This is a genomic window from Chryseobacterium pennae, assembly GCF_003385515.1.
Classification (GTDB): domain Bacteria; phylum Bacteroidota; class Bacteroidia; order Flavobacteriales; family Weeksellaceae; genus Chryseobacterium; species Chryseobacterium pennae.
In genome coordinates, this window is sequence record NZ_QNVT01000032.1 from 61,073 (window position 1) to 82,267 (window position 21,195).

The window sequence follows — 21,195 nt, forward strand, 5'->3', positions numbered from 1 at the left end:
TTTAAGTGATGCTTATTTAAAACCGTAAGATTTTTCTCTTAGCAATTCTTACTTTCTTCAAAATCTTAATGGTTTATTTATTCAATATGTTTTCTCAGAAATTCTGCAGTATATGAAATCTTATTTTTCAATAATGCATCAGGCGTTCCTTCAAACAAAACTTTTCCACCAAATTTTCCGGCACCGGGACCAATATCAATGATCCAATCTGCCTGAGCAATGATGTCCAGATTGTGCTCAATAACAATTAATGTATTATACTGGTCTACAAGATCACTAAAAAATGACAACAGTTTTTGGGTATCACTTGGATGTAAGCCGGTGCTTGGCTCATCCAGAACAATAATCTGATGGGTATTCTTCAGTTCACGGGTTAGTTTCAAACGTTGTCTTTCACCACCTGAAAAGCTGTCCAGCCTTTGTCCCAGCATCAGATAATCCAGCCCCAGTTTTGCCAGCAGATCAAAGTTTTTTAAGATATTTTTATCTGTAAAAAAATGTTGAGCATCCAAAACCGTCATATTCATCACTTCTACGATAGTTTTCTGATGATATTGATATTGCTGAACTTTCGGATCAAATCCTGAACCACCACACACTTCACAGGGCTGCTCAATATCATCCATAAAAGCTAAATCTATTTTTTCTACTCCTAATCCTCTACAATTTCTACAGGCTCCTTCACTATTCCGGCTGAACAGCTTTTCGGAAACATGATTGGATTCCGCAAACAGTTTTCGTACTGTATCGGATATATTTAAATACGTCAGGAGATTAGATCGGGCACTTGCTGTAAATAAAGATTGATCTATCACTGTTAAATTCGGATAAAACAAGGGCAAAATATGGTTAATCAAGGTACTTTTTCCGGAACCTGCCACACCGGTAACAACAGTCATAATTCCTGTCGGGATATTTACACTGATATCTTTAAGGTTGTGCAGGCTGGCATTCTTAATTTCAAGATAGCCATTAGCTTTTCTGAACTGGTTTTTTATAACTGGTTTTTCTTTAAAATAAGATCCTGTTTTTCCTTTAGATTTTCTTAATCCTCCGAAGTCTCCTTCATAGATAACTTCTCCACCACTTTTTCCAGAGCCAGGCCCCATATCGATTACCCAGTCGGCCATTTTTATAATATCCGGATCATGTTCTACCACCAAAACAGAGTTCCCTTTATCCTTAATCTGCTGAATAATGGCATTAATATTCTGCAGATCTTTTGGGTGAAGACCAATACTGGGTTCATCAAAGATATACAGTAAATCCACCAGACTGTTTCCGAGGTTCCTTACCATTTTTATCCTTTGGGATTCACCTCCGGAAAGAGAATTTGTGCTTCGGTCCAATGTGAGATACTGCAGCCCTATATTAATGATATTCTGAAGTTTTGCAGAAAGCTCTTTAATTATGACTTCATAAGCTTCAGATTTCAGGCTTTGGATAAATTCCAACAGCTCATCAATAGAAAGTGCAGTACAGTCTGCTATATTTTTACCTTTGATCTTACAGCTCAGAATCTTTTCATTCAGCCGTTTTCCTTGGCATGACGGGCAGGCTTTTGTGATGACAACATTACTCAAAGCATCCTTCCTTGTTATATTTTCTTTGGAATCTTTTTTAAGAAACGTTTTTTCAATCCGGGGAATAATCCCTTCATATTTCACAGTTTTGCCCCAGTTTTTATCAGGGCATTTAGGTTTATGTTCAGGTTCATATAACAGGATATCCCACTCTTTAGCGGTAAAATCCTTCAGCTTTTTATCATTATCAAAATAACCAGATTGTGTATATCTGGTTAAACGCCATCCGCCCGGTTGAAAGGTTGGAAACTTAATAGCACCTTCATTTAAAGACTTCGTCTGATCAATCAGGGTAGTAACATTTACTGTCTGTACAATCCCCAGACCTTCACATTCCGGACACATGCCCTGTGGATTATTGAATGAAAATACGTTGGAATATCCTACAAAAGGGTGTCCCATTCTTGAAAACAGCAGCCTCAGGGAAGCATATACATCGGCAGCCGTTCCCACTGTGGAACGTGCATTTCCACCAAGTCTCTTCTGGTTGATGATAATGGGAACATTAAGATTTTCGATTTTATCTACATCCGGAATGCCGTAATGCTGCAAACGGTTTCTGATAAAACTGTTCTGCGTTTCATTAATCTGACGCTGTGCCTCCGCTCCTATGGTCTCAAATACCAGGGATGATTTCCCTGATCCCGATACTCCCGTAAAAACTACGATCTTATATTTTGGAATTTTTATGGAAATATTTTTGAGATTATTCTGTCTTGCATTAGTAATTTCTATGTTTTCCATTTTAAATTATTAACTTTGTTAATAGTTAACTAAGTTAATCAAAATTCATTCCATGAAACCCACTGAAAAAAAATTTTTTGATACATTTACCGATTTCCAGTGTCTTATTCTCGCTCATATGAACAGAGGAGATATTAATGGAATAACGGCTTCTCATTATAATATAATTGAATTTATTCTTCGTAAAAAAGGATCAACAGGAAAAGAGATCGCTACCGCTTTTAAAATTACTCCTGCAGCCGTTTCCAAGCAGTTGAAAACACTCATCAGCAATGGCTTTATTGTTCAAATTCAGGATGAAATGGACCGGAGAAAGTTCAATCTTTCAGCAACTGAAAAAGGCAGGTTTGTGGTTGAAAACTCTGAAACATTTCGAAAAAAAATCACACAGCAAGCTGCTACAATACTCAGTTCCGCTGAGCTTAAACATTTTAATGACCTGCTGGGCAAAATTTTGAAAGAAATTAAACTTTAATCTATCTGATTCCCTATAATTAATTTGTATTTTGGGGAAACACAAAACGTTGTAACACCATAATCATTTAAAAAATTAATTTCGACTCTATGAGTGAACTGATCAAAATTTTCCCGGCCTATGAAGATGTATTTTATGATGACCTGGAAAATCACAAAAAATATTTTCTCCCTATCTGTTCTTTTAATCTCCAACTTCTTGACTCTTCTAAAAATGAATGGCTTCATATTGTTTCTGTGAAGGAAATTTATGATGGCTGTGTAGGAGAAGAGCGACCTGAATATCATACCCAATTTACCAAAGAGGATATGCTTGGCTTTGATATTATTGAGGGTAAATACAAATTTGATGCAGACTGGAATTACTTCCAAACCTCTACAGAAATCACTTCTGAACAATACGATCAGGAATTTTCTGAGCTGGACATTGAATATAATATGAATGAAGCCATGTACCAGCTGAAAAAAGCCTATTTCAACAAGCATGGAAAGCTTTACGACAAATACTCTTACAGACCAGGCCTTACTATTGAAGATATCCGCAGACTGGAAAGGTTACGCCAGCTAACGGTTGAAGATCTTGAAAAAGATGAAGATTCGGATTATATGGTGGAAAGAACAGAGCAAAAGTTGTATGGCATCTTTGAAGAACTTAATATTGAGAGAAGGAGCCTTGAAGACTCTGATTTTGGTGGTGAAAATCTTATGAACAAACCGACCCTGAACGGTAAATTATTAGATTATATCGCCTGTATCGAAGGATATGATTTTCAACAAAGTGCTGCCGATCAGATCTTTTTATTCCATGATGATTCCATTAAAAAAGCAGTAATCTGTTTTGAATACACCTAAAATTTTTCTTTAAAAATGTCAAAAAAATATACCGAATGCTCTCTCCACGGAAAGCAGGAAATAGGTTTGTTGTGTACCCATCTGGCTCATAGTCTTCTGGATAGAATTCCTGTAGGTTTTCATGAATTTGATGATGCAGATCTTGGCCGCCCTGATGCCTGGTGCGATCACTGTGCAGAAGCTGAGAATCAGATTAAAACAGATCAGGACCAGGAAGCCTGGTTCGTGAATTGTGACTATAAAATTCTTTGTTCAGCATGTTGGGATGAAGCTAAGGAATTGAATGCGAATTAGGTTGGAAACAGGAAGCCAGAAGTTGGGAGTTATTATTCTCTATCTCCTTCTGGTCATCTTTCACAAACTAAAGGAAACATAGGTTTTTAGAATTATTCATGATTTTATTTGTGCATTCGTGGCGATTAAAAAACCTTTAGAGAATCTGTGTAATCAGTAACATCTGTGGGAGAATTTTCACATTCCAATTTATCTCAATTAATTTTTAGCTTAAAAAACAACTATTTATACGTTTTAAACACTCTATCCCAGATGGATGTATAAAATCCAAAGTTTTTAGTTTCATCCAAATGATGCTGATTATGGAATCTGGTGGTTCCTACAAAAAACTTATCAAAACTGGATGGAAAAAATTCCCGGTTTAAATGTCCTATGGTTCCCCAAATGAGATTGATCAGCAGGTAAATGGAAATGGAAACCGCAGAAAAGTCATAACAGACCAATAACACCAGCATCATCAATCCAAACCCTATGGTTTCAAAAGGATGAAGAACAAAAAGACTCAGATAATTGGTGCTTACATGCTCATGATGCTTTCCGTGAATCAGTTTATAAACAAAAGGTAAATGGGCAGCATAGTGGAAGAAATACATGCAGAGGTCCATGAAAAGGAGTAATGCCATAACCTCAAGACCAATCCTCATTATTGATTGAGTGCTTCCCAGTTCAATCCAGCCGCTCTTCCATAAAAATACACCTATCAGCATGACAAGGCTATTACAGATAACGGTAAAAAGGCTGAGATAAAAATCGGATGCTGAAACAGGATGATCTTTCTCCTGCAAAGGACTTTTATGGCAGGTTTTATCTATGAAAAGATACAGTCCGATAGAAAATAAGTACAAAAGAACATTGCTGATCAGGCTAAACATGAGCCATTCCGGCCAGGAAAACTGCCAGAATATTTTTAAATAACCGGAAAGTACAGTTTCATTAAAATTCATAAACTTGTTAACTTTCAACTTGAGACTATAAAAATATGAATTTTACCTTTAATATCAGCCTCCATCACTTATCTATTACGGATTTCCATAACAGGAATAATGTAATTTTTCACTTTCTTTGCGCAAAATTTTTAAAATGAAGAAATTATTATTGATGTTGGCAATCACAAGTGCATCATTCATCTTTGCACAAGAAACTCCTAAGTACGTTTACGCGGAAATTGTTGGAACTTCCAAATTTATGAGTAAAAAAGTAACTGTTGAAATTGACTATGGTCAGGCTACAAGTTTCTGGGAAAGCAACAGAATGAAAAATCAGGATGGTTCTAATAAAGAATTTAACTCGATGGTGGATGCTATGAATTATATGGGATCATTGGGATGGGATTTTGAACAGGCTTATGTTGTTACAACAGGCCAGCAAAATGTATATCACTGGCTAATGAGAAAAGAGTTTGCCAATCTTGATAATGATATTAAAGAAGAATTAAAGAAAAGTTTCCCTACAAAACGTGATTTAAAACAATAATCTCAATAATAAAAAAAGCCCATTTAGGGCTTTTTTATATTAATAGTACTCCACTTGATCTACTGGTGGAAAACGAATTACTTCTGTCTTGTTTTTCTCTTAATTTCGCGGAGCCTCACTGTCAGTTTCTTTCTTAGATCATTATGATAGGCTCTGTAGTTTTTTATGCTTTCTTCAAGGCTCTTTTTATTTTTCAGATATTCTTCATACAGATTACTCAACTCGGCAATCTGTGTAATGACGTCAGATGAAGGGGTTTCAGAATCATCTGCAGCTTCTATCAACAGGCGGTAATATTCAATACGGCTGGTAAGGCTTGTGTGAAGTTTTGGTTCTATTCCCTGCATGGTCTTAATTTTTAATGAGCGTTTCTTAGGTCAGAGTGTATGCTATAAATTCCTGCCAACAGCTATTGGAGGCACATCACTCTGATATAAGATCTTAACTTCTCCGGTAGATGCTTCTTTATGTACAGATTTAAAATAAGTTCCGTTCAAAACAGAGGAAATCAATGTTTCATCGGCGTGACCTAAAGGCAATAACGGCAATGCAGCATATTCATTAACTGAAACCTGTGGCAAAATTCCGTTACTGTATTCACCAGCACCATTAGCATTAAATACTTTATAAATTACCGGATGCATCTGCCAACGGATCTTTTGTGGTTTCCGTTTGTCTTCCACGGTAAATCCTGCCATATCTTTTCCCAGCGTTACATCCCCAACCTGAATTACCTGAAGATAAGGTTTCAGATTATTGATGACTATTTCAGCAGCGGAAGCTGTACTGTTTGAAGTCAGAATATAGACTTTATTCAACCCTAAAGCATTTGTACGTAAAGTATTAAAATCAAGCGCTTTCGGGTCATAAGCGATCTGTTGGGCAAATGTTCTCTTCACTTCACCACCATTTTTATTTCCTTTAAAAATGATGAATGGAGAAGCAGATGATATTCCCGAAGGAATCAGAGAGCAGAGAGCAGCAGCGGCAGACACTGATCCTCCGTAATTATACCGAAGATCAAGAATAAGTTCCTGTACTCCGGCGGCTTTAAACTCTGCAAATCTCTGGCTGAGTTTCTGTGTTATTCCATCCGGAAAATCATAAATATAAAGATAGCCTGCCTTTTTACCGTTTTTTTCAAATATTTTAGACAATAACGGTTGCTCAAAGGATAATCCATAATATACCTTAATCTCCTTTTCACCAGTAACCGTTCCATTGCTCCAGCTTCCTACGTTAAGATCTAAGACTGTAAGATCTTTCATAGAAGAAGTTATGGCTTCAGCGTTGCTTGCCGTCACTGTTTTTCCATTGATTTTGGTAATAATCATTCCACGCTCAAGTCCCGCATTGAATGCAGGGGAATCTTTAAGAACTAATTTAATCACCGTTACCACTTCCCCATTGGTCTGCTGAAGAACAGTATAATCGAAACCATACATATTCCGGATCGAACGTGGATAACTGGAGGGATCTTCAGTATTTACAATAAAAGAAAACCGGTCCTGGGGAGCCAGCAGACTTTTAAAAAATTCTTTTACAGGAAGATGATAGTCCGGTTTGGCGGGTATCTGATCTGCCCAGTAATAATACCGTTTCAGACTATCCCGTACCCAAAGGTTAACAGATTCTGTACTTCCTTCAGGAAAGGCAGGAGGGTTTTCATCATTATCCGTGCAGGAAATGAGGAGTATGATGACTGCTATGAATTGAAGTTTAAAAAAGTGTTTCATCCCTGATTATAAGTATTCTGCTACATCAACATCTCCTTTTACTACCCATACTCCATTTTCTGACTTTTCCTGCAGGATGATCATATTAGCACCCATATCCTGTTTTATTTTTACCTTAATCATTGCTGATCCGGCATAAGGTTCTGTAGTTCCGGGTTTGTACAATTCTAGATATACAGGAGCTGTTGAACTGAAAGAACTATAGATTTTTACAGGAGTGAAACTATCTTTTCCTATATTATCAAATTCTGCCAGTATGGTACCGTTTTCTCTTTTTAAAACACCTTTGATATTTTTAAGGGATGATCCTGAAAATTCGCCCAGATTCGGGAAAATAAATTCAAACCCTACTTTCCCGAGATTAACCTGTGGTTTTATCGCCTCAGCCTGCAGAAAGATCCCCGGAAGATTGAAGAAATATAGTTTTTTATAGTTCTCTATGTTATCATAGGTAAGGTTATATTGCATCACTTCCTTCCCTGTTTCATTATTATATATTGCCAGATTGTTGGTTTCTCCTTCATCCACGACAAACTCAAGCTTGGTTTCTATTTTATTGGTATAGGAGGTTTTCCCGTCAATAGATACAGGTTCTCCGTTAAGCCTCAACTGAAGTATGTCCGGCTTAGAGTATCCTTTGATAGTTACTTCTCCAGGTTTTTGTGCCACATCATATTTTTCCATCACCGTATTGTCTGTACAGGAACACAATATGATGCATAATAGCAGTGCAAAGATCTTATTCATCTTTTATATTATTTTAATCTTAAAAATATTGCCCTGCCTCATTGTGCAGGGCAATACACAATTATAAAAAAACTAGTTGGATATGTTCTGGATAACCTCTTCTTTTACAAGGGTCATCCATTATTGTATAGTAAAATTTCATGGTCAGTTTTTAAAACAGAATGTTTATTTTTTAATAAAACTCAAACGTTCTGTAGTTTTTCCATCAGTTACTTCCGCTATGTATACTCCTTCTGATAAAACTGCTGTACTGATTAATCTTGAGTACTGAGTTGTAAGAACTTTCTGTCCTGCTGCATTATAAATATGGATTGCTGTTATATTTTCTTTTAATGCAGGATTAAGCTGAAGCTGTAAGTATTCTTTCACCGGATTTTCTGCAATTTTTGTCAGATTTTCTTTCTTTTTTACATCTTTTGTGCTTAGAGTTGAGGATGTAGCATAGATAGCCATTTCATCAATATTGATATTCATGATATTATTTCCGCTGGCATTTCTGTTGGCCCACATTCCTATATAAATTTTCTTTCCTGCAAAAGCAGAAAGGTCTACAAGGCTTTCTCCAAATTGAGTAAGATCTGCCGGAAAAGGATTAGTTGAAGAACCTACCTGTATTTTATATGGACTTTGAAGATAGTTTCCTGACCCATCTACTGTCATTGCCTGAAAATCAGCTAAACCAGGAACTTCTTTTTGAGGAGTACTTACATAGATATAAAGATCCCGGCTCACAATAATATGGGAAGCTCTCTGTCTTCCAATGGCAGAAGTAAGAGTGATAGTTCCTGATGCCCCGGTGAGGTCAATCTGAGGAGAAATAATCCAGTCATTTTCAGTTCCAAATCCTGTAGCACTTCCTGATGGAACCAGGTTTGTAGAGTGTCTTAGAACACCAGTGCTCCCGTAGGTTAAAGAGGTACCATTGTGATAGATATTGGCTCCTTGAATCCATCCGTTGTTGTTACCATTCAGATCATGGAATGTCCACCCCTGAAGATCGTCAGGAGTATCAAAAGTATTTCCCCAAACCAGAGATTGTGCTGTGGCCAGCTGAGATAAAAACAGAACAGATGATAAAATTATTTTTTTCATGATACTGATTATTAATATTTTTAAAAGAAAAAAGAAAGCAAGGAATGAACATAGGCCGTTCCTTGCTTGTATAATTTTTTAGTTTACAATAGCAAAATTGTATTTTGTCCAATTACCCTGGAAATTTCCACAGTTTCTTGGCGATACATTCCAGCTTCCTTCGTTAAAGAATGGCTGACTCATTCCCCATAATGCAGCTGTACTTCCTGTAAGAAGGTTAGCTGTTGGGATTCCCGTAGTTCCAGCTCCTGTAGCAGAAGTTGTAAATCCATGCACCTGAATTGATGCGAAATTAGAAGCTGAAGAAAGCTCAGATCCTGGATTTTCTACTTTGATTCCTACAGGATATCCTGTTACTACAGCATTGTTTAATGTTAATTTACCATATCTTCTGATGTGGATACCATTTTCGTAAGCTGCTCCCTGTCCTGCATTTCCGAATTTAGCTCCAATAATAGTAAGGTTATTGATAACAGGATTTGTGATTAATGCTGTAGCCGTACCTGTTGCATTGTTATCAAGCTCAATACCGTTAGAGTCAGGGCTACCACCGCTTACAGTGTGTGATGAATTGTAATCAGCTAAAGAAAGAGCACATGTAATTGTTCCTGTATACCCGTTGTCAAAGTCAAAATTATCATCTTCTGCAGCAAAAGAAATCAGATTGGAAGCATTCACTGTTCCTCCGAAGAATTCAAAAGAATCATCCTGTCCGTAAGAAACCTGGATGTGATCTAAAGTAGTCCCGTTTCCAACACCAGCTAACGTCAAAGCATTAACTTCGTTTCCGGAATTAGCCCCTACGAAATCATAACCTGCAAATTCAATACGAACATATTTCATGATTCCAGCATTATGTCCAGAGATTGTTCCGCCAAAATAGAATTCAGGATTATTAGTAGGAAGCCCCTCTACAGTTGTTGTAAAAGGTACGTTGGTAGGAGCATCTCCCAAAAGAATTACCCCTCCGAAATCTCCCGAAGTAGCTGTAGTATCTTCATCTCCGTCTAAAAGTCTGTAACTTGTAAAAACAATAGGTTGAGATTCAGTTCCGGTAGCGTTGATTTTTCCTGTTTTGGTAATCACAAGGATTCCAGAACCTTCTCCTATAGCATTAGGTTTTGCTTTGATAAATGTTCCTGGCTGAATGGTAAGTGTTGCTCCGTCTTTAACGGCTACAGTACCATCAATTTCAATGACTCCACTCCATGTTGTATTAGAAGTAATAGGTCCACTCACTTTAGTAACAGGTAGTGCAGAAGCTGTAAGATATTCAGCTGAAGTAGATTTCATTTCAAATGGAGTTGAAGAATCTGCTAAATGATCATTCTGACAAGCTGTAAGAGATAATGCAGCAACTGCAATTAGAGTTAATCTTTTCATTGTTATAATTTTTGGTAAATCCGGTTATTTATTTTTATGACCGGAAGTTTTTTTAATATTCAGAAATATCCACCTCTATATTTCTGCGATTTGGTTATTGTTTACATCTTACAGACCATGAGGAGCTGAGCTGTCTGAGTTCCCTGTTTATCCGCTATTTTCCGGGAAAAGTCCATAGCGTCCGGTTTTTGATTGATCCGGTACTGCTGTGCGCATCATCAGTATTATTCCGGGCCATTTTCCAGGTTTCCGAAACCTGTACACCTCTATATTGAGAGCTCTTTTTATTGTTTGAGTTATTAGTATTAATGCGATATTAGAATGTATAATTGATACTTAGCCCGAATATTCTTCCGCTGTAAGCACGGAATACAACTTTATCAATATCTTTGTCATATCTATTGGTAGCACCAGGTACAAGTTCCTGCAGTTCTCTGGCAGTCTTATTCCCTATATTGTCAGTATATCCCAGATAAGAGTTGAAATTGTTATAATATTCCTTTACCCTGTTGAACATATTCCTTACATTCAGCTTCAGTTCCAAATTCCTGTTTTTTAAGAATTTATATGAGATCTGTGCATCTGCTACAGCATAAGGGCGCTGGATTTCTTCTCCGTTATAAGCATATCCTACAGTAATATACTGATCCCCTTTAGCATTATATAAAAAGCTGAATCCCAGTCTTTCTCCATCATATATTAATCCTACGTTATAGGCGTAAGGAGTTTGCCCGTAAAGAGGTCTGTCTACTTCATAGGTGGCATCCTGATCTGTTGTATTCCCTTTATCTTTAAATGCAATTACTTTTGTAATATTATAGGTAAAATTTCCATTGATGAAGAGCTTTTCCAGGAAAGAATTAGGTGCAATGAAGCCCAGATTTTTCCTAACTTCTGCTTCAAATCCTTTCAATTTTGCATTTTTAGAATTTCCGTTGTAGAGCTGTAAGTTTCCTTCTCCGGTAATGTATCCTTCCCTTTCAATAGGTCTGTCAATATCTTTGTAATACAGCCCTGCTGAAAATATTTCTCCTAATCCCGGAAACCACTCAAATTTAAAATCGTAATTATTAACTGTAGATGATACCATATGTGTATTGAATATCTGCCCATTAGCTATCGGATCAAAATAAGGCAATCCGGTTCTTTCATTAAACTGGGGACGAATTACCGTCTTGTTGTAGGCTAATCTCAGATTTATTTTACTGGTGGGACTATATGTAAAATTGGCTGAAGGCATCCATTGCCATGGCTTATCATCTATACCCGTTTGGGGGAAATTATTGGAGTCTTTGGATTCCATTTGCTGAGAAACAAGGTCATATTGAAAGTATTCTGCGCGCAATCCCCAGACTAATCTAAATTTATTTTTCCAGCGGTTGTCAAACATCACATACATAGCATGCTGCTCAACTTCTCCTTCATATTTACCATCTACATACAGTGGTCTTGTCTCCCACCCTATTCCTCCAGGTGCATAATGAGAGCCGTCAAACCAGTCAGCAAGAGATCCGTACATTTCCAAAAATTTAGGATTTGGAACGCTCCTGTTTCCATCTACTCTCAATAAAAATTTCTGCTGTTGATTGGTATTGGATTTTGAAGCTCCTGCGTATCCTATTTTAATATCATTTTTAAAGTCTCCTCTGTTCATGCCCCATTTGAAAGAAGCTCCATAATTATAATCTGTTTCTTTGCTGGCAATGAATCCTCTTGCAAAATCACTTGCAGAATTATTGGCTACGTGATAATTCAGAATCTCACGTCCTATAAATTTATATAAAGTATTGTATTGAGTATAATCCTTAGTGTCTGATGAAACTCCCGTTCTGGCAGCAAACCAGTTAACCTCTATATTTCCGAACTTATGATTTCCTTCCAGCTTATTCTGTAAAAACATCTGATAAACAGGATAAACTGTATTATTTGTAAAAGGTTTGTCTAATGACGCGATTTTTGACGGATCATTATTAGGAACTATTCCGTGATAAAAATAATTGTATGAAGCTTCTGCTTCAGCGGGTGAACCACTTCCATTAGTATACTCATCCCATCCTGTAATCCTTGTCAGGGTATTATCATAGATATGGGTATATGAATTACGGAATGAAAACCTGTTCTTTCCTAGCTGCAATCCAAAATTCAACATCCCAGCCACCGTAGAATTATAATTATAGGAAGCTCCTGAATTTTTAAAATTATAAAAAGGCATTTTCCCATTGGCATCAAATGCAGTGCCTGACGTATCCAGCCAGTTGCCCCTTCCTGTATGATCTATATCCAGCTTATTCTGTTCGTTTCTCATAATAAATGCTCCGGCAAAGCCCCATTTGTTATTATTTTTAAGAGCATAGGTTCTTCCTAAAGCAAGCTGTAAATTGGAGCCCATATCTCCTCTTGTCTTGTAATTTGTGAAGTTGTCATTTTTAAACTGGCGGGATTGTTCAAAAAACATCGGATTGGTCCAGTTCATAGCCTGAAGACCCTGAGGAAAATCTCTTGTTCCGTCATCGTACCCGAAATAATCGTACTTTCCTCTTTTGCGGGTCAGGAATTCTTTAAAAGCAGATTGATCGTTATAAGAAGTTCCCATACTTATGGTGGTAAAATTCTCATTGGGAATATCTTTGGTTCTTACCTCTACAAAACCTCCTGCAAAACTGGCATTCATATCCGGTGTTGCAGATTTACTTACAACAACACTTTCCACCATTGACGTAGGAATAATATCAAAAGAGAAGTTCTGATTGTAAGCTTCCGTACTCGGCAGATTAATTCCATCCATAGCAGCTGTATTCCAACGTTCTCCCATAGATCGTACCACAACATATTTATTATCTATAGTGGTGATTCCTGTTACTCTTTTCAATGTTCCGCCCAGATCATTATCCGGTGTTTTAGCAATCTGTTCAGCAGAAATTCCGTCACTCATCTGGGCTGCTTTTTTCTGCTGAGCCAATAATCCAGCCTGAGTATCTGCTTTACGGGTTGCTGTCACTACTACTTCTTTAATATCTGTAATTTTATCAGATGCCCTGTTCAATGCAAATGAAACCGTATTGGTCTCTTTATTGCTGACCGATAATTTTTCTACCCGAAGCGTATTGTATTTAGGTGCTTTCACCGTCATGTTATAAAGCCCTGAAGGTAGGTCTACAGAGAAATCTCCATTATTGTCTGTCACAGCTGATTTCCCGGCAATATTAATCTCTGCTCCGGCCACCGGATTTCCTACTTCATCTACTATTTTTCCGGAGATCCGTCCGTTTCCCGGAATAGAAGCATTAGAACTCTCATATTTTACTGAAATAAGATCTCCATGTAAACGGAATACTACAGGAAGTCCATTGGTAATATCTTTCAGGCAATTATTGATAGAGGAATTTTCACATTTTACTCCTTTTACCTTCAGCTCTTTAATATCATATTTTGAATATGCCAGCCTCATTCCTGTTTTCCCTGCAAATTCTTCCAGAACTTCAATTAACGGTCTGCTGGAAGGAACAGAAAATGAAACTTTCTGAACCAATTCCTGTGCTTCTGCTGCAACAGTAAAAAATAGGGCCGCTATGGTAAAACCACATTTCAAACTTTTCATACGTAAGTGTTCTCTTTTGATTAAGGTTATCTGATTATTTGTTTTGTTGATATTTATTTTTTCAGGATATAGGCATTATCATTTTTCTGAACTTCACACCCCAGAATAAAGGCTAGTGCTTCAATATTTTCACCAACAGTTCCTCCTGTGAAATCTGCTGTAATCTTTTTATCTTCTGCTTCTTTTGGATAATGAATTTTTGTACTGTAATTCCCTTCCAGCACTGTAATCACCTCTTTTAACGGAACATCATTAAAACTTAAAGACAGGAGCTTAGGATTCTCTTTCCCGGAAACTTTGTCAGGAGCGAATGAAATAATAGCTGTTGTACGGGAAACCCCAAGATTGGTCCATTTCTGATTGGGCTTCAGATAAGAAACAGGCACGCCAGCAGAAGATACAGCCACTTTTCCTTCATAAAGATCTACTGCTTTTTTCTTCCCGGATTGGGAAACTTTAAACACCGTTCCCAATACTTTCGTACTGAAACCTTCGGCATGAACAATGAAAGGATGAATTTTTGATTTGGCTACAGAAAAAATAGCATCTCCTTTTAAATCCACTACTCTGGTAGAAGCAGGAAATGATTTTGCCACCGTAAGTTCTGCTCCTGGTAATAAGGTTACCACAGATCCGTCTTCAAGACGAACAATCCTGTTTTCGGATACAGCAAGATAAACATCCGGCTTGATGAATGTATGGTAAGTAAAAAGTCCGCCTAATGTTAAAAACAGAATAATGACCGCAGCGATTTTGTAGACACTGCTCTGAAGACGATTTCTTTTCCCTATTTTTTTATAAGGAATGAAATAATGCTCAAGACCAGCCAGAACTCTTTCTTTAGATTCCTGCAAATGAACTTCATCCAGATCTTTTTCTGCATAAACTTTCCATTTCTCTAAAATTTCCTTTTCCTTTTCAGAGATCTTTTCCTCTGAAACTTCACGGCTCCAAAGTCTGAAAACAAAGGCCTCGATATTTTTATAATTAAAACGTTTCATAAAATATTTCATAGTATTCACCGATACTTCTATCAATAAGACTATGAAAATGAGAAACTTCCCCAGGCCATTTTTAATATTCTGTTCATATTAACAGCGAAACCCAAAGAGTTTTCAATCTATTTTACATTTACTAAACATTAAATTCACAATTAAGGGATATTTACCAGAAATATTTAACCTTACCATAATTAAAGTTCACAAAAAGTTAATTTTCCTTTAGGTAATTTTGTTGCAGCAATATGAGCCTAACAGATTCTACTTTATTAAAGCAAATAAAATCAGGTGACAGACCTGCATTTATGTTGTTGTATGACCGGTATTGGGATAATCTCTACCGTTTTGTTTTCGTGCGGACAAGGGATAAGGAGGTTTCCGAAGAGCTGCTTCAGAATTTATGGATAAAGATTCTTGAAAATACAGAGATGATACAAACAGATGAAGCAGAAAGTGCGAAAGGCTATCTGCTGCGCCATCTGCATTATCGGATTCTGGATTACTATAATAGCCTTAAAAAAGCACCCCCAACATTAAGTATTGATGAATTTGATATTCCTGCAGAAATAGATGTTTCAGACAGTGAGTATTTTGAAGTTCTTGAGGAAAATGAGGTCAGTATTTTATTATCTATGATTGATGAAATCGTTCTGCAACTTCCGTCAACCGAACAGCAGGTGTATGATATGAGGATCCGAAAAAACAGATCTGTCAATGAAACAGCAGAAGCCTTGGGAATTAGCAATAAGACAGTAAGTAATAAATTAAGTAAAGCGCTGGGCGAGATCCGTGAACAGCTGAGCCCGGAATATCAATCTTCCAAAAAACTAATCTCCATTTTAATGCTGATGGAACTGCTCACGAAATATTGAATAAAACAGGTACACATTTTACTTGCTCTATCAGCAACCAATATTTTCTTTAAATTTATTACTTTTAAATCCTTCCGCTTTTCTTATAGATAAATCTCTGAATTATAGTACAAAATCTATTTTTTTTATTATTTTTAGCTACTAAAACTAAAATCATGCAGGAGAGAACGATTCTGGAGGGGCACGAAAATATAAAATACCATTTTAAAAGTTTTAATGAACTTTATGAGCTAGCATTAGATGGCGACTATGAGCCTTGGTATTCTATGGAATATTGGGATGAAACTTTTATTCCTTTTTTTATTTTAGAAGACACTAAAGTAATTGCTAATGTCTCTGTAGCTCCCATGAATATGGTTTTAAAAGGACAAAATTACTACTGTTTGCAAATCGGGAGCGTTATGACTCACCCTGAATATAGGAATCAAGGGCTATCCAAATATTTAATGAATTATGTAATGGAAAAATATAAAGATCAATACGAATTCTTTTATTTATTTGCTAATGAAACAGTATTGGATTTTTACCCGAAATTTGGTTTTACCCGAGTTGATGAGAGTGATTTTATTTTAAGAGATATGACGAATATTCATGGTAAAAAATCAGACTGGCAGCCTTTATCAATCAATGATCCGAAGCATATTTCCTTGATGGAGAAATTCAGTAAAGTACATGCTTCTTTATCTAATACTATAGATTTCAGTCCCAATTCCTGCTTGGCAATGTATCATTTTCTTCTTCAATTTGATGAATCAATTTATTACTCAGCAGAAAAAGAATGCATCGTGATCATGGAATATGACAAAGAAATGCTCAGAATCTATGATATTTTATCTACAAAATTGTTTAATCTGGAAGAAATAGTCTCAACAATAATCCTAGAAGAAACCCAACAGATACAATTCTTTTTTGTTCCTGATACTGATTTTGGAGGCAAGCTGGAGGTAAAACTTAATCCTTTCGATGAAGATGCACTGCATATTTTTCCTCAGGAAAACAGAAAACTTTTTCCAAAGCATTTTATATTTCCTTTAACCTCACATTACTAGTAGCAAGTAAAGATAATTAGTGGATTAAAACAGGTAACAAACCTTCCTTAAAATCCTTTATTTTAAAATCTGCCTGCTCAAAATCTATACTTTGATCATTGTTGGTAAAGACTATGGTCTTCATTCCGGCTGCTTTAGCAGCCTTCAATCCGGAATGGCTATCTTCAATGGCAATACATTGCTCTGGTAATATTTCCAGTTTTTGGGCAGCAGTAAGATATACTGCCGGATGGGGTTTTCCCTGCTCCTCAAATTCCGATGAGTGAACCGTATCGAAGTAATCACGGATCTGAAGTTTTTCAAGAACAGCATCAGCAACCCGTAAAGGGGCATTGGTAGCCAATCCTATTTTATATTCTTTATTTTTAAGATCTTTAACAAATTCCTGTATTCCGGACATCGTACAGTTTTCAGTCTGTATCAGCTCAATCACTTTAGATACAACTTCATGTTCTACAGAAGGTACATCCAGATTTTCCCAAGGAAATTTTCCGTACCAGAATTCTGTAACTTCTTTTGTAGTCATATATTTTGTCTGGGCAGCCAGCTCATCCGTTATCTGAACACCATATGATGAAAATACTTCCAGTTCCGCTTTTGCCCAGAAGCCTTCAGAGTCTACAAGAACCCCGTCCATATCAAAAATTACTGCCTTTAAAGCCATACGTAAGAATAAGTTTAAAGAATTAAAATATATTACTGACTGATTTTATAAACACACCGCTGTCCACCTGAAATAATATGATCTACCCTTTCCACATGATATTCTTTTCCAATCAGTGACTGGAAATTTGAAAGCTCAGCTCTGCAAAACCCTTGACATTCCGTAGCAGCAGCACAAATAGGGCAATGGTTTTCTATGAGGAAATATTCTTTTCCTTCTTTTTTCCATTCTGCCATATAGCCTTCCTTGCTTCTGGCTTCGGCCAGAGCTTCCAACTTCTGTTCTAAAGTTTTAGTAGTGGAAAGCTCCTTTTCATAACGTTCATAAGTATTCTTTTCCCTGTCACTTATTAGCAGATCCAAGGCATTTTCCCCCAAAATATTTTTTACAGATTTTAAAAGCTGAACCGTTACTTCCGCATGGGTATCCGGAAATTGCGCCAATCCTTTATCAGTAAGGATATAATAAGTAGAAGGACGACCTACGCCTTCACTCTTCATTGTCGGTTCAATCAATCCGGCCTCTGCTAGGTTCAGTAAATGCTTTCTCGCTCCTTCTTTTGTGATGGATAACTCTTTAGCAATCAGAAGTGAAGTGGCTTCCCCTCTCATCTTTAAAAACATCAGAATGCGATCTGCTGCCGGTTTCTTCATTTGACAATATTTAGGTTGTTTTATTTTCCACAACAAAGATAGTCATTTTCTATAATCTTTAATTTCAACAATCAAAACACTGTTTTACAACACATTATAATAAAACTCATTTCAATTAATAAAACAACCATAAAGTTGTTTTATTCAAATATATTGTTACCTTTGTCTCACATTAATCAAAAAATAAATGCAATGAAACCATTTACACTACCTCAATTGTCTTATGCATATGATGCATTGGAACCCTTTATAGATAAAGATACAATGACTATCCACCATCAGCGTCACCATCAGGCTTATGTAGATAATCTGAACGCTGCTTTGGAACAGACCAACGAAACCAATCCTGATCTTGATTCCTTGCTACAAAGAATCAGTGAATACAGCCCGGCAGTGAGAAATAACGGTGGTGGACATTTTAATCATTCTTTATTCTGGGAAATTCTTTCTCCACAACCTAAAACAAGTCCTGAAGGAAAATTAGCGGAAGCTATTACTACCACATTTGGAAGTCTTGAAGATCTTAAAGCAGAGATGAAAAAGGCAGGACTTGGGCAATTCGGTTCCGGATGGGTTTGGCTGTATGTAAAATTCAACGGATCTATTGGGGTAAGCGCTACCCCTAATCAGGATAATCCTATGATGGATGTTCTTCTGGTAAACAGAGGCTTTCCAATTCTTGGAATTGATGTTTGGGAACATGCCTATTATCTGGCTTATCAGAATAAAAGAGCAGATTATCTGGATTCATTCTGGTCAGTATTAGATTGGGCTTCTGTAGAGAAAAAATATGAAGAAGCGCTTTCAAAAATAAGATAACACATAACATTTTCAGTATAAAAATAGAAGCAATGGATACTCAGGTTTTCGTCAATAAAGCAGCTGCTTCAGGCATTATTGCATTTGACTTTTTAAACTATAAACCCACTACAGAAATTGTAGAATTAGATATTAAAGATCATCTTTTTATGGGGATGATTGTCAAGGAAAAAGAATTTAAAGAGTCAATTTCAGCAGTAGACTATTCTGTGTACCAAAACAAGGCTGTTGGAATTGTTTGTTCAACGGATGCTATTATTCCGCCCTGGGCTTATATGCTTCTCATGGAAAAGCTTTCACCCTATGTTGTTTATGTAGATTTAAACAGTGCCGAAAAAGTATTGCTTGATCTTTGGAAACGCCGCCTGATCTATGCGGACCTAAGAGATTTTAAAGATCAGAAAGTAGTTGTCAGGGCAAGTAATTCCCATGATCCTGCCCTTTATGTATTGGCCACTGAGCTTTTAAAACCCTTAGTAAAGAGCCTGATGTATGGTGAAATAGGGCTCCCAAAAGTAATTTTCAAAAAATAAACAAAATGAAAGCAATCATATTCAACGGATCTCTGGAAAGAAGAACAGAATCTACTTCCGGATTAATCTCTGCCTATATATCAGAGCAGCTGGAAGCACTTGGGATCCGCACTGATATTTTTACCCTCGCCGATTCCGGGATTCCCTTATTTGATATCACTCTGAATAAAACACCTTTGGCTGTGGAAAGAATGACTCAAATGTTTCAGGATGCCGATCTTCATTTCTGGCTGGCTCCTCTCTATCACGGAAGCATTCCGGGTGTGATGAAGAACTGCCTCGACTGGCTGGAAGTAACGGCCAATACTTATGAGCCTTATCTTACAGACAAAACTGTTGGTCTGGTATGCTGGGCAGATGGATTACAGGCAATGCAGGGAATCAATGCGATGGATACCATTGCCAAATCATTACGGGCATGGCCACTTCCCTTTAGTGTTCCGATTCTCAGAACGTCTTTATTTGACAGCGAGAATCCAAAGCAAATCTCAGCATTCTATAGCGGTAAGCTTGATAAGCTTATCAGTATTGCTGCAACGAAGAAAATAGAAAAAACGATAATAAATCAATCATAACATGATAGAAACAGATATACTGATCATTGGTGCCGGCCCTGCAGGGTTATTTACAGTTTTTGAAGCCGGCCTTCTCAAGATGCGATGCCATATTATTGATGCATTACCACAGATGGGAGGCCAGTTATCAGAATTATATCCTAAGAAACCCATATTTGATATTCCTGGGTTCCCAAGTGTATTGGCAGGAGAACTGGTTGATAATCTTCACGAACAGATCAAACAGTTTGAACCCGGATTTACCCTTAATGAAACGGCTGTACATCTTCTGAAGCTGGAAGAGAACCTGTTTGAAGTGATTACAGATAAAGGGACAAAACATAGAGCCAAGGCAGTTGTAATTGCCGGCGGATTGGGGAGTTTTGAGCCTAAAAAACCACCTATTGAAGACATTTCCCTGTATGAAGACCGAGGGGTGAACTATTTCATCAAACGTCCGGAAGATTATGCAGGAAAACGTGTAGTCATTGCCGGTGGCGGAGATTCTGCCCTGGACTGGACTATCCATTTGGCAGAAATAGCTTCATCATTAACTTTAATTCACAGACGAAACAAATTCAGAGGTGCTCTGGATTCGGTGGAAAAAGTGAAGAAACTAAAGCATAAAGGAAAAATCAATCTGATCACTGCGGCAGAGGTTATTGCTCTTAAAGGCAAAGATACTCTACAGGAAATTGTGGTGGAAAAAGAAGGTGTTATTCAGACCATCGAGACTGATCATTTCATTCCCTTATTTGGATTGGTTCCTAAATTAGGACCATTGCCAGATTGGGGACTGGAACTGGAGAAAAATGCGATTAAAGTGGATAACAGCACCGATTTCCAGACTAATATCGGTGGCGTTTATGCTGTAGGCGACATCAATACTTATCCTTTTAAAATGAAGCTGATTCTATGTGGATTCCATGAAGCAGCCATCGTCTGCCAAAGTATCTACCAACGATTGAATCCTAATAAAAAATTTGTCTTAAAATATACTACAGTAAGCGGTATTGAAGGTTTTGACGGAACGAAGAAACAAGCCGAAAAGCAAGTAGTAGCAACGATTGACTAATA

21 protein-coding genes are annotated in these 21,195 nt (G+C 37.0%); 10 read left to right on the top strand and 11 right to left on the bottom strand.

Annotation, left to right across the window (positions count from 1 at the left end; translation table 11 throughout):
- Positions 1 to 77 precede the first annotated feature (77 nt).
- Positions 78 to 2,327, bottom strand: a complete 2,250-nt coding sequence (locus DRF65_RS24210; protein ID WP_115973290.1) for an ATP-binding cassette domain-containing protein — start codon at positions 2,325 to 2,327, stop codon at positions 78 to 80.
- A 52-nt stretch (positions 2,328 to 2,379) separates the two neighbouring features.
- Between DRF65_RS24210 and DRF65_RS24215 the strand changes: the two genes are divergently transcribed.
- From DRF65_RS24215 to DRF65_RS24225, 3 genes are all read left to right on the top strand, one after another.
- Positions 2,380 to 2,802 (top strand): MarR family winged helix-turn-helix transcriptional regulator, encoded by a 423-nt coding sequence (locus DRF65_RS24215; protein WP_115973291.1) that lies wholly within the window; start codon positions 2,380 to 2,382, stop codon positions 2,800 to 2,802.
- A gap of 89 nt (positions 2,803 to 2,891) precedes the next feature.
- Positions 2,892 to 3,653, top strand: a complete 762-nt coding sequence (locus DRF65_RS24220) for a hypothetical protein (protein WP_115973292.1) — start codon at positions 2,892 to 2,894, stop codon at positions 3,651 to 3,653.
- 15 nt (positions 3,654 to 3,668) lie between these two features.
- Positions 3,669 to 3,947, top strand: a complete 279-nt coding sequence (locus DRF65_RS24225) for a hypothetical protein (protein WP_115973293.1) — start codon at positions 3,669 to 3,671, stop codon at positions 3,945 to 3,947.
- Between the two features lie 221 nt (positions 3,948 to 4,168).
- Here DRF65_RS24225 and DRF65_RS24230 read toward each other — a convergent pair whose 3' ends face one another.
- Complete coding sequence (locus DRF65_RS24230; RefSeq protein ID WP_115973294.1) at positions 4,169 to 4,891, bottom strand: sterol desaturase family protein; 723 nt, start codon at positions 4,889 to 4,891, stop codon at positions 4,169 to 4,171.
- Positions 4,892 to 5,027: 136 nt separating this feature from the next.
- On the opposite strand from DRF65_RS24230, the gene DRF65_RS24235 reads away from it, so the two are divergent.
- A complete protein-coding gene (locus DRF65_RS24235; RefSeq protein WP_228438913.1) occupies positions 5,028 to 5,420 on the top strand; it encodes a hypothetical protein in 393 nt (130 codons plus the stop codon).
- Between the two features lie 77 nt (positions 5,421 to 5,497).
- On the opposite strand, the gene DRF65_RS24240 is transcribed toward DRF65_RS24235, so the two are convergent.
- The 7 genes from DRF65_RS24240 to DRF65_RS24270 form a co-directional block, all read right to left on the bottom strand.
- Positions 5,498 to 5,767, bottom strand: a complete 270-nt coding sequence (locus DRF65_RS24240) for a hypothetical protein (protein WP_115973295.1) — start codon at positions 5,765 to 5,767, stop codon at positions 5,498 to 5,500.
- A gap of 42 nt (positions 5,768 to 5,809) precedes the next feature.
- Complete coding sequence (locus tag DRF65_RS24245) at positions 5,810 to 7,156, bottom strand: S41 family peptidase (protein ID WP_115973296.1); 1,347 nt, start codon at positions 7,154 to 7,156, stop codon at positions 5,810 to 5,812.
- Between the two features lie 6 nt (positions 7,157 to 7,162).
- The gene (locus DRF65_RS24250; RefSeq protein ID WP_228438915.1) at positions 7,163 to 7,903 is read right to left on the bottom strand and encodes a hypothetical protein; all 741 of its coding nucleotides are present in this window, start codon (positions 7,901 to 7,903) and stop codon (positions 7,163 to 7,165) included.
- A 165-nt stretch (positions 7,904 to 8,068) separates the two neighbouring features.
- Entirely contained in the window at positions 8,069 to 8,995 is a 927-nt protein-coding gene (locus DRF65_RS24255; RefSeq protein ID WP_115973298.1) for a T9SS-dependent choice-of-anchor J family protein, read from the bottom strand.
- Between the two features lie 78 nt (positions 8,996 to 9,073).
- Positions 9,074 to 10,378, bottom strand: a complete 1,305-nt coding sequence (locus DRF65_RS24260) for a hypothetical protein (protein ID WP_115973299.1) — start codon at positions 10,376 to 10,378, stop codon at positions 9,074 to 9,076.
- Positions 10,379 to 10,694: 316 nt separating this feature from the next.
- Positions 10,695 to 13,976, bottom strand: coding sequence for a TonB-dependent receptor (locus DRF65_RS24265; protein WP_115973300.1), 3,282 nt, complete (start codon positions 13,974 to 13,976; stop codon positions 10,695 to 10,697).
- A 53-nt stretch (positions 13,977 to 14,029) separates the two neighbouring features.
- Positions 14,030 to 14,977: a FecR family protein gene (locus DRF65_RS24270; RefSeq protein WP_228438917.1), complete on the bottom strand. Its 948-nt coding sequence runs from the start codon at positions 14,975 to 14,977 to the stop codon at positions 14,030 to 14,032.
- Positions 14,978 to 15,219: 242 nt separating this feature from the next.
- Between DRF65_RS24270 and DRF65_RS24275 the strand changes: the two genes are divergently transcribed.
- Positions 15,220 to 15,846 carry an RNA polymerase sigma factor gene (locus DRF65_RS24275; RefSeq protein WP_115973302.1) on the top strand — a complete coding sequence of 209 codons (627 nt, stop codon included), beginning with the start codon at positions 15,220 to 15,222 and terminating at the stop codon, positions 15,844 to 15,846.
- 155 nt (positions 15,847 to 16,001) lie between these two features.
- Complete coding sequence (locus DRF65_RS24280) at positions 16,002 to 16,895, top strand: GNAT family N-acetyltransferase (protein WP_115973303.1); 894 nt, start codon at positions 16,002 to 16,004, stop codon at positions 16,893 to 16,895.
- A gap of 16 nt (positions 16,896 to 16,911) precedes the next feature.
- On the opposite strand, the gene hxpB is transcribed toward DRF65_RS24280, so the two are convergent.
- Positions 16,912 to 17,559, bottom strand: coding sequence for a hexitol phosphatase HxpB (gene hxpB / locus DRF65_RS24285; RefSeq protein WP_115973304.1), 648 nt, complete (start codon positions 17,557 to 17,559; stop codon positions 16,912 to 16,914).
- A gap of 32 nt (positions 17,560 to 17,591) precedes the next feature.
- Positions 17,592 to 18,212 carry a helix-turn-helix transcriptional regulator gene (locus tag DRF65_RS24290; protein WP_115973305.1) on the bottom strand — a complete coding sequence of 207 codons (621 nt, stop codon included), beginning with the start codon at positions 18,210 to 18,212 and terminating at the stop codon, positions 17,592 to 17,594.
- A 192-nt stretch (positions 18,213 to 18,404) separates the two neighbouring features.
- Between DRF65_RS24290 and DRF65_RS24295 the strand changes: the two genes are divergently transcribed.
- Genes DRF65_RS24295 through DRF65_RS24310 form a run of 4 tightly spaced genes read left to right on the top strand, consistent with a single transcriptional unit; the run spans position 18,405 to position 21,193 of the window.
- A complete protein-coding gene (locus DRF65_RS24295) occupies positions 18,405 to 19,031 on the top strand; it encodes a superoxide dismutase (protein WP_115973306.1) in 627 nt (208 codons plus the stop codon).
- Between the two features lie 32 nt (positions 19,032 to 19,063).
- A complete protein-coding gene (locus DRF65_RS24300; protein WP_115973307.1) occupies positions 19,064 to 19,564 on the top strand; it encodes a DUF2480 family protein in 501 nt (166 codons plus the stop codon).
- 5 nt (positions 19,565 to 19,569) lie between these two features.
- Positions 19,570 to 20,139: an NADPH-dependent FMN reductase gene (locus tag DRF65_RS24305; RefSeq protein ID WP_115973308.1), complete on the top strand. Its 570-nt coding sequence runs from the start codon at positions 19,570 to 19,572 to the stop codon at positions 20,137 to 20,139.
- 1 nt (position 20,140) lies between these two features.
- Positions 20,141 to 21,193: an NAD(P)/FAD-dependent oxidoreductase gene (locus tag DRF65_RS24310; protein WP_115973309.1), complete on the top strand. Its 1,053-nt coding sequence runs from the start codon at positions 20,141 to 20,143 to the stop codon at positions 21,191 to 21,193.
- The last annotated feature ends 2 nt before the right edge of the window (positions 21,194 to 21,195 follow it).

What these genes read in the sequence shown, in the direction of transcription:
- DRF65_RS24210 (WP_115973290.1), bottom strand. Translation starts at nt 2,327, where the DNA reads ATGGAAAACATAGAAATTACTAATGCAAGACAGAATAATCTCAAAAAT.
- DRF65_RS24215 (WP_115973291.1), top strand. Translation starts at nt 2,380, where the DNA reads ATGAAACCCACTGAAAAAAAATTTTTTGATACATTTACCGATTTCCAG.
- DRF65_RS24220 (WP_115973292.1), top strand. Translation starts at nt 2,892, where the DNA reads ATGAGTGAACTGATCAAAATTTTCCCGGCCTATGAAGATGTATTTTAT.
- DRF65_RS24225 (WP_115973293.1), top strand. Translation starts at nt 3,669, where the DNA reads ATGTCAAAAAAATATACCGAATGCTCTCTCCACGGAAAGCAGGAAATA.
- DRF65_RS24230 (WP_115973294.1), bottom strand. Translation starts at nt 4,891, where the DNA reads ATGAATTTTAATGAAACTGTACTTTCCGGTTATTTAAAAATATTCTGG.
- DRF65_RS24235 (WP_228438913.1), top strand. Translation starts at nt 5,028, where the DNA reads ATGAAGAAATTATTATTGATGTTGGCAATCACAAGTGCATCATTCATC.
- DRF65_RS24240 (WP_115973295.1), bottom strand. Translation starts at nt 5,767, where the DNA reads ATGCAGGGAATAGAACCAAAACTTCACACAAGCCTTACCAGCCGTATT.
- DRF65_RS24245 (WP_115973296.1), bottom strand. Translation starts at nt 7,156, where the DNA reads ATGAAACACTTTTTTAAACTTCAATTCATAGCAGTCATCATACTCCTC.
- DRF65_RS24250 (WP_228438915.1), bottom strand. Translation starts at nt 7,903, where the DNA reads ATGAATAAGATCTTTGCACTGCTATTATGCATCATATTGTGTTCCTGT.
- DRF65_RS24255 (WP_115973298.1), bottom strand. Translation starts at nt 8,995, where the DNA reads ATGAAAAAAATAATTTTATCATCTGTTCTGTTTTTATCTCAGCTGGCC.
- DRF65_RS24260 (WP_115973299.1), bottom strand. Translation starts at nt 10,378, where the DNA reads ATGAAAAGATTAACTCTAATTGCAGTTGCTGCATTATCTCTTACAGCT.
- DRF65_RS24265 (WP_115973300.1), bottom strand. Translation starts at nt 13,976, where the DNA reads ATGAAAAGTTTGAAATGTGGTTTTACCATAGCGGCCCTATTTTTTACT.
- DRF65_RS24270 (WP_228438917.1), bottom strand. Translation starts at nt 14,977, where the DNA reads ATGAAACGTTTTAATTATAAAAATATCGAGGCCTTTGTTTTCAGACTT.
- DRF65_RS24275 (WP_115973302.1), top strand. Translation starts at nt 15,220, where the DNA reads ATGAGCCTAACAGATTCTACTTTATTAAAGCAAATAAAATCAGGTGAC.
- DRF65_RS24280 (WP_115973303.1), top strand. Translation starts at nt 16,002, where the DNA reads ATGCAGGAGAGAACGATTCTGGAGGGGCACGAAAATATAAAATACCAT.
- hxpB (WP_115973304.1), bottom strand. Translation starts at nt 17,559, where the DNA reads ATGGCTTTAAAGGCAGTAATTTTTGATATGGACGGGGTTCTTGTAGAC.
- DRF65_RS24290 (WP_115973305.1), bottom strand. Translation starts at nt 18,212, where the DNA reads ATGAAGAAACCGGCAGCAGATCGCATTCTGATGTTTTTAAAGATGAGA.
- DRF65_RS24295 (WP_115973306.1), top strand. Translation starts at nt 18,405, where the DNA reads ATGAAACCATTTACACTACCTCAATTGTCTTATGCATATGATGCATTG.
- DRF65_RS24300 (WP_115973307.1), top strand. Translation starts at nt 19,064, where the DNA reads ATGGATACTCAGGTTTTCGTCAATAAAGCAGCTGCTTCAGGCATTATT.
- DRF65_RS24305 (WP_115973308.1), top strand. Translation starts at nt 19,570, where the DNA reads ATGAAAGCAATCATATTCAACGGATCTCTGGAAAGAAGAACAGAATCT.
- DRF65_RS24310 (WP_115973309.1), top strand. Translation starts at nt 20,141, where the DNA reads ATGATAGAAACAGATATACTGATCATTGGTGCCGGCCCTGCAGGGTTA.